Raw genomic sequence first — 6000 nt, 5'->3', positions numbered from 1 at the left:
TCACGCTGATCGGGCTGTGTTCGATAAAGCGTTCCACCACTGCGTCCAGTACCACGCCACTGACTCCGTCTTCGGTTCGAGGACACGGAGCTTGCCCTATTCTTCATCACCTTGAAAGGGGTGCCTTTAAGAGCTCCAGTCGCTCGTCAGCGATTGCCGTGAAGCTCATGGACGTAAAGCGTGTCCGCTTCGATTGTCCTTGCATGAATATCGTGAGCATTTATCTCCGCCGCCTGCACTGCTGGTGCGTGAATATCCTCGCCATGTGGCTCTCCGCCTTTTCCTTCCATTCGGTAGACAACCCTGGCGCGCACATTCTCGGCGTGCACATCGTGCGCCCTGATAACGCTGGCCCGCACGACATCGCTATGGATATCGTGCGCATAGAGCGCCTGAGACTGGAGGCGTGTGCGGTGGTAGCGCGGCACGTAAACGTTCTCATACCAGGTTTGTTGCACGAAGTAGACTGGCCGGCCACACGCGCTGTATTTGTGGCAATAGTCGCGCCACTCTTTCGCCTGATAAGCAGGAACGTACAGATAGATCGGTTGCGGCGCGACACCCGCGGGCGCGGGTTCTACCAGGACCGGCCGAGCGTAGATGAGCTCGGGTGGCGGCGCATTACCGATGTCGATGCGCCCATAGAAGCCGGGCTGCCCCATGCTAATCCCTACGCCGACATCTGCTGCGATGGCAGGAGCGGCGATTGCCGCCATCAAGACCGCTAGAAGAAGACGTTTCACGCTTTTGATCCTTGGGATTGTGTCGCGCAGAATGCAGTGCGCGCCAAATCTTAGCGGGACAAGATCAATGCGGATGTGAGCAAGTGTAAGCGATCGTTCCAACCCGCTGGATCGCCGGTAGGGGCCGTTCAGTTTCGAGCGACAGCTACGCTTTCGCTGACTCTCGGCCCTCGATGACGATACGACTTCCCATCGCTTTCTCCTTCAATAACCACATTCATTTCCCAGATCGCCGCCGATGTCGTTCCGGACCGCCTATCCCTGCCTGGCGGCGACCGCGGCGCAGGCCTTGCGGTTGTCTAGGGTGTGGAGGTCGGAAACATCTGCTCAAAAAGCGCTTTCGTCCGGGGCGTGAGGTTCGCTGGGTCGGGGCGCAGCATGTCTCCCTCAGGGACGAGAACCTTCCCATAGACGGCCTCAAATATCCGCTTCACGGCACCATCGCTCCCGACCTCCCGGTCGTAGTCAGGAGCGAAGCCAACCAGTTGATCAGTTGAGGGGCAAACCTCGCCCTTCCGGGACCCTTGAGGGCGGGGAAGGATAGTGCGGACGGGGCATCTCTCATCACTGAATGGCTGCCGCACGACCGCATTCCGCGTAATATGTAAAGGTTCAGCCACAGTGCCGCCGCCAACCATGTCAAAGCGAATCGCAGACGCATTGCTCGGCGGTTACTGCCATTCACCGGGAGCGCGATGAACACGACAACCTTCAATCCGCAGGAAATCGTGACGAGCATCATTGTCCACGAGGTCGCGCCCGACGACGCCGAGCAGTACGAAACGTGGCTCGCGGACATCCGGGCCGCATGCTCCAAGTTTTCCGGCTACCTGAGCACCGATGTGGTCCGTCCGGTCGGCATGAGCCGCGAGTACGCGACCATCGTCCGCTTCGCCGACTTCAAAAGTCTCAACGCCTGGATGGAATCCGATGTGCGTCGCCAACATATCGAGAGCATGCGGCCGTCTCTGCGGCAAGGCGACCGATACGAGATCAGGACTGGCCTCGATTTCTGGTTCACACCAAAGAACGCACCGGTCAAGGTCCCAACCGCGTGGAAGCAGTGGCTTATCACGTGGAGCGCCATCCTGCCGCTCAGCATCGTCGTACCATGGGGCGTCGTGCCGGTGCTCACGCGCCTGGGCTTCGCCCATGACTCGTTCATCGACAAGGCAGGCGTGACGGCGGCAATCGTGTTCCTGATGGTTTATGTGGTGATGCCGCGCTATACACGGCTCGTTGCACACTGGCTGTTCAAGTGACCAGTGCGTACTTGGCGCGCTGCAGTGGCGCTCAGGCCACGCACCGTGCGTTTGCGCGTGTCGTCACGCGTGCCGCGGGCATTGGGCAGAGTTGCGTCCCCATCGTCGGCTAGCGTTGGGGGGATTTGGGCTGGCCGCCTGCGTCGTGCTGGCGGCCCCCACGAGATCGCTTGCGGCTGCCGCCACCACTGCGCCCGCGCCCGAAACGTGACTTGTTAGACCAGACCCAAGTCCCGGGAGGGCAGTTCACTCATCCACGGGATTGCTGGAGGCCTCGCCAGCAATCGGGTGCTTAAGCCGCAAGTCGGCAGCGGTCAGCGGGCGACCATCCTGGGAGCGTACCTCAAGTCGCGCCACGGGAAGCCCTGTCTTTGTCTCGATTAGGCTCTCACGCGCTTCGTCGGGCGAGAAGCATGACTGCGTGCCCCACTGGCGCAGGGCGATGATTACCGTGAGCAGCCCCTCACCTTTTGGCGTAAGTGCGTACTCGCGATACGCGCCACCATCCTGCGCGGGCAGGGTTTCCATAATGCCCAGTTCGACCAGTCGGCGCAGGCGCTGCGCGAGGATGTTTTTGGCTAGCCCAAGGCTCTTCTGAAAGTCTCCGAACCGTCGGATGCCCGACAAGGCGTCACGGACGATCAGCAGAGACCACCAGTCGCCGACCGCGTCCAGGCTGCGCGCGACCGGACAAGTGGCTTGATCGAAGCTTTTCCGCCGCATCTGAAGTCTCTCTCAAAAAGTGGTTGCGTTATTAAACCGTGTCGACGCATACTGAATCAACTCGGTTTCATTATTAAACCACATTGTGGAGGCACCTCGTGAATGCGCCCCTACAAGCAGCCCCAAGATCACCCGTGAATCCCCCGTTCACTACTGCATGACCTATCGGATCCCCGCTCGGCAGATCCGAGCCGCAAGTTGCGGATCAACTCTTACATGCCATGAAGTCCGATCCGGAGTTACGTATCGCGGTGATCGATTGCGCCATTCCGTGCTTCTTCATCGCGCACTTCGAGCTTCGGACCCAATTGCCAAACCCCTGACGGAGAATCGCTATGAAAGCCATCCAATATCAAGCTTACGGTAGCTATCAGGAAAACCGTGTAGTCGACGTGGAACGCCCGCAACCGAAGGACGGCGAGGTGCTTGTGGAAATGCGCGCTGTCGGGATCAACCCTCTCGACAATACGTTCCGCGCCGGGCACATCTACTTTTCCACCCCGGACAACCTGCCCCGCATTGGCGGCCAGACGGGAGTAGGAGTCGTGGTCGAGTCACGGAGTTCTGATTTCAACGCCGGTGATCGCGTCTTCGTCAGGGGGCAGGGTCTGGGTCTGGTGGCCGATGGCACGTGGCGCGAGTACGTCACTACGCCAGCAGCCGGCCTTGCCCACGTACCGGAAGACTTGGACGATAACCGTGCCGCGGCGTTTCTCGCGGGCGCGGGCTATCTATCTGGATACCTGGCGCTGACGGAGATCGCGAAATTCAAGCCTGGCCAAACCGTGTTGGCCCCTGCCATTGGCAGCGCCGTCGGCATGGAAACCGTTCAGATCGCGCGTCGCCTGGGTGCGTCGCTGGTGATCTCGACCGCGAGCACGACTGAAAAGGCTGAACGAGCTCGCGCAGACGGCTACGAGCATGTGATTGATTTGTCCAGGGAGAACCTGAAAGACGGTGTGCTGCGTATCACCGGTGGGAAGGGCGTCGATATCGTGGTTGACGGCGTGAGCGGAAAGCTGACAGGCCAGGCCCTTGCCTCGCTCGCTTTCGGCGGAACAGTTGTTGTTGTCGGCTACGCCGGGGGGCGCGAGGCGGAAGTGAGCATCACCGACATTATTTGGAAGGGTGCGACGATCCGTGGTTTTACCTTTAGGCTGTTTGCGCCGGAAACGATTGCGGCTGCCAACAAAGCGATTCTCGGGTATCTGAAGGAGGGCGCGCTGCAGCCAACGATCGACCAGGTCTTCCCGCTGACAGAGGCGGCCGAGGCCGTCCGGTATCTCATCGAAGATCGGCCCTATGGGCGGGTAATCCTGCAGGTATAGGACTTCGCGGACCCGTACTTGAGGAAGCCCTCGACCATCTCGCCAGGCGGAGATCCCGCTGAGAGTTCGAACGCGCCGGCTTCGCTTTCGTTCACGCCATGCTGCGCACGGACGAACCCACCGAATCCCTACGTTGAAGACATACTCCTGAAGCAAATATACGCAGCCCTTGCGGCCATCCTGCTCTCCGCCTCGGTGATGGCGTCCGACCCGGCCCGGGCGGACAGCGGCTCGGCGGCTCGGCGGTTCGACCCTTCCATGTCCAGGTTCCGGACGGCGCGCTCGCTGATCTGCGCAGTCGCATCGCTGCGACACGCTGGCCGGACCCGGAAACAGTTACCGACCAGTCTCAAGGTGTCCAGCAAGCCAGGTTGCGGGACCTGCTTCACTACTGGGGGACGGGGTACGACTGGCGCAAGGCCGAAGCCCGCCTCAATGCCCTGCCGCAATACGTGACCACCATCGACGGGGTGGATCTTCATTTCATCTGGGTGCGTTCCCGCAATCCAAACGCTCTGCCCGTAATCATCACCCACGGCTGGCCGGGATCTGTGTTCGAGTTCCTCAAGGTCATTGACCCGCTCAGCGACCCCGGCGCACATGGCGGCAAGGCCATAGATGCGTTTGACGTCGTGATCCCGTCCATCCCTGGCTACGGCTTCTCCGGCAAGCCAACCGGTACGGGTTGGGACCCCGAACACGTCGCGCGGGTGTGGGCGGAGTTGATGCAGCGCCTCGGGTACAACCGCTATGTCGCGCAGGGCGGCGACTGGGGCGCTCTCATTACCAGCGCGATGGCGCGCCAGGCGCCGGCGGGCTTGGCAGGCATCCACCTTAACCTCCCGGCAACGGTGCCCCCGGAGGCGGCAGCGGCGCTCGCTGTGGGCGGACCCGCGCCGGCGGGGCTTACCGGCAAGGAGCGCGCGACGTACAACGCTGTGTTCGCGTTCGCTAAACAAGGCAACTCGGCCTATAGCACGATGCTGGGCGCGCGGCCGCAGACGATCGGCTATGGCGTGACGGACTCGCCGGCGTTCCTCGCCGCCTTCATGCTGGGGCATCCGGGCTTTGCCCAGTGGACATACGGCGCCGCGCCACTGACGGCACCGACAAAAGATGAGGTCCTGGACGACTTTACGCTGTACTGGCTGACGAACAGTGCAGCATCCGCAGGACGTCTCTACTGGGAAAACATGGGGCGAAGCCCCCTGATTGCGGCTGCACAGAAGACTGCAGACATCTCGCTGCCGGTCGCCGTCACGGTCTTTCCGGAGGATGTCTATCGTCCGCCAGAGACTTGGGTCCGGCGCGCCTATCCTAGCCTGATTTACTTCCACGAGGCCGACAAGGGCGGCCACTTCGCTGCCTGGGAGCAGCCGCAACTCTTTGCCGAGGAACTTCGCGCGGCGTTCCGACCGTTGCGCAAATTCTGAGGGAGACTTCTATTACGCATTGTTCTTTCGGTGATTGTCATCGCGAAACTACAAGGATGTTTATATGAAATCGACTCGAGTCATCGCGGCTGTGTTACTGGCCGTCGGAAGCGGATTGATGTTGCACATAGCACAGGCGCAACAAGAGGGAATCCGGCGCACTGATTTATTGCAACGCGATCTCAGTGTGCCCGATCGCGATGTCGTCCAGGTTCGTGTGGATTTCGACCGGGGAGCGGTCGCACCCATGCACTCGCATCCGGGCGAAGAGATTGCCTATGTCCTCGAAGGCAGGTTGGAGTATCAGCTCGACGGCAAACCGCCAATCACGCTCAAGGTCGGCGATGCCTTGTTCATCCCGGCCGGAACTGTTCACACCGCAAAAAATGTCGGCGACGGCAAAGCGGCAGAGCTTGCGACGTATATCGTCAGGAAAGCGGCACCGCTCGTTGTGCCGGGTAGGTGAGCGCAGTTCGACATGATTCTAATTCCCGAGACGGCTGTCTCATAA

The 6000-nt window shown here is 60.9% G+C and carries 6 protein-coding genes; 4 read left to right on the top strand and 2 right to left on the bottom strand.

Annotated features, from left to right (window positions below; translation table 11 throughout):
• Positions 1-146: 146 nt before the first annotated feature.
• Positions 147-743, bottom strand: a complete 597-nt coding sequence (locus tag DN412_RS21400; protein WP_133303068.1) for a hypothetical protein — start codon at positions 741-743, stop codon at positions 147-149.
• Between the two features lie 695 nt (positions 744-1438).
• Here DN412_RS21400 and DN412_RS21390 point away from each other — a divergent pair.
• Positions 1439-2005 (top strand): antibiotic biosynthesis monooxygenase, encoded by a 567-nt coding sequence (locus DN412_RS21390; RefSeq protein WP_115213410.1) that lies wholly within the window; start codon positions 1439-1441, stop codon positions 2003-2005.
• A 246-nt stretch (positions 2006-2251) separates the two neighbouring features.
• On the opposite strand, the gene DN412_RS21385 is transcribed toward DN412_RS21390, so the two are convergent.
• Complete coding sequence (locus tag DN412_RS21385; protein WP_115213409.1) at positions 2252-2728, bottom strand: winged helix-turn-helix transcriptional regulator; 477 nt, start codon at positions 2726-2728, stop codon at positions 2252-2254.
• A 335-nt stretch (positions 2729-3063) separates the two neighbouring features.
• Here DN412_RS21385 and DN412_RS21380 point away from each other — a divergent pair, with 335 nt between their 5' ends.
• The 3 genes from DN412_RS21380 to DN412_RS21370 all read left to right on the top strand — a co-directional run bounded on the left by DN412_RS21380 (position 3064) and on the right by DN412_RS21370 (position 5955).
• Positions 3064-4056: a quinone oxidoreductase family protein gene (locus DN412_RS21380; protein ID WP_115213408.1), complete on the top strand. Its 993-nt coding sequence runs from the start codon at positions 3064-3066 to the stop codon at positions 4054-4056.
• A gap of 158 nt (positions 4057-4214) precedes the next feature.
• Positions 4215-5489: an epoxide hydrolase family protein gene (locus DN412_RS21375; RefSeq protein ID WP_115213407.1), complete on the top strand. Its 1275-nt coding sequence runs from the start codon at positions 4215-4217 to the stop codon at positions 5487-5489.
• A gap of 64 nt (positions 5490-5553) precedes the next feature.
• Positions 5554-5955: a cupin domain-containing protein gene (locus DN412_RS21370; protein ID WP_115213406.1), complete on the top strand. Its 402-nt coding sequence runs from the start codon at positions 5554-5556 to the stop codon at positions 5953-5955.
• Positions 5956-6000: the final 45 nt, after the last annotated feature.

Origin of the sequence: Cupriavidus lacunae, assembly GCF_003353055.1 — a bacterium.
GTDB classification, from domain to species: Bacteria; Pseudomonadota; Gammaproteobacteria; order Burkholderiales; family Burkholderiaceae; genus Cupriavidus; species Cupriavidus lacunae.
The sequence above is the reverse complement of the archived record's forward strand: the minus strand, read 5'-3'. Positions and strand labels throughout refer to the sequence as shown.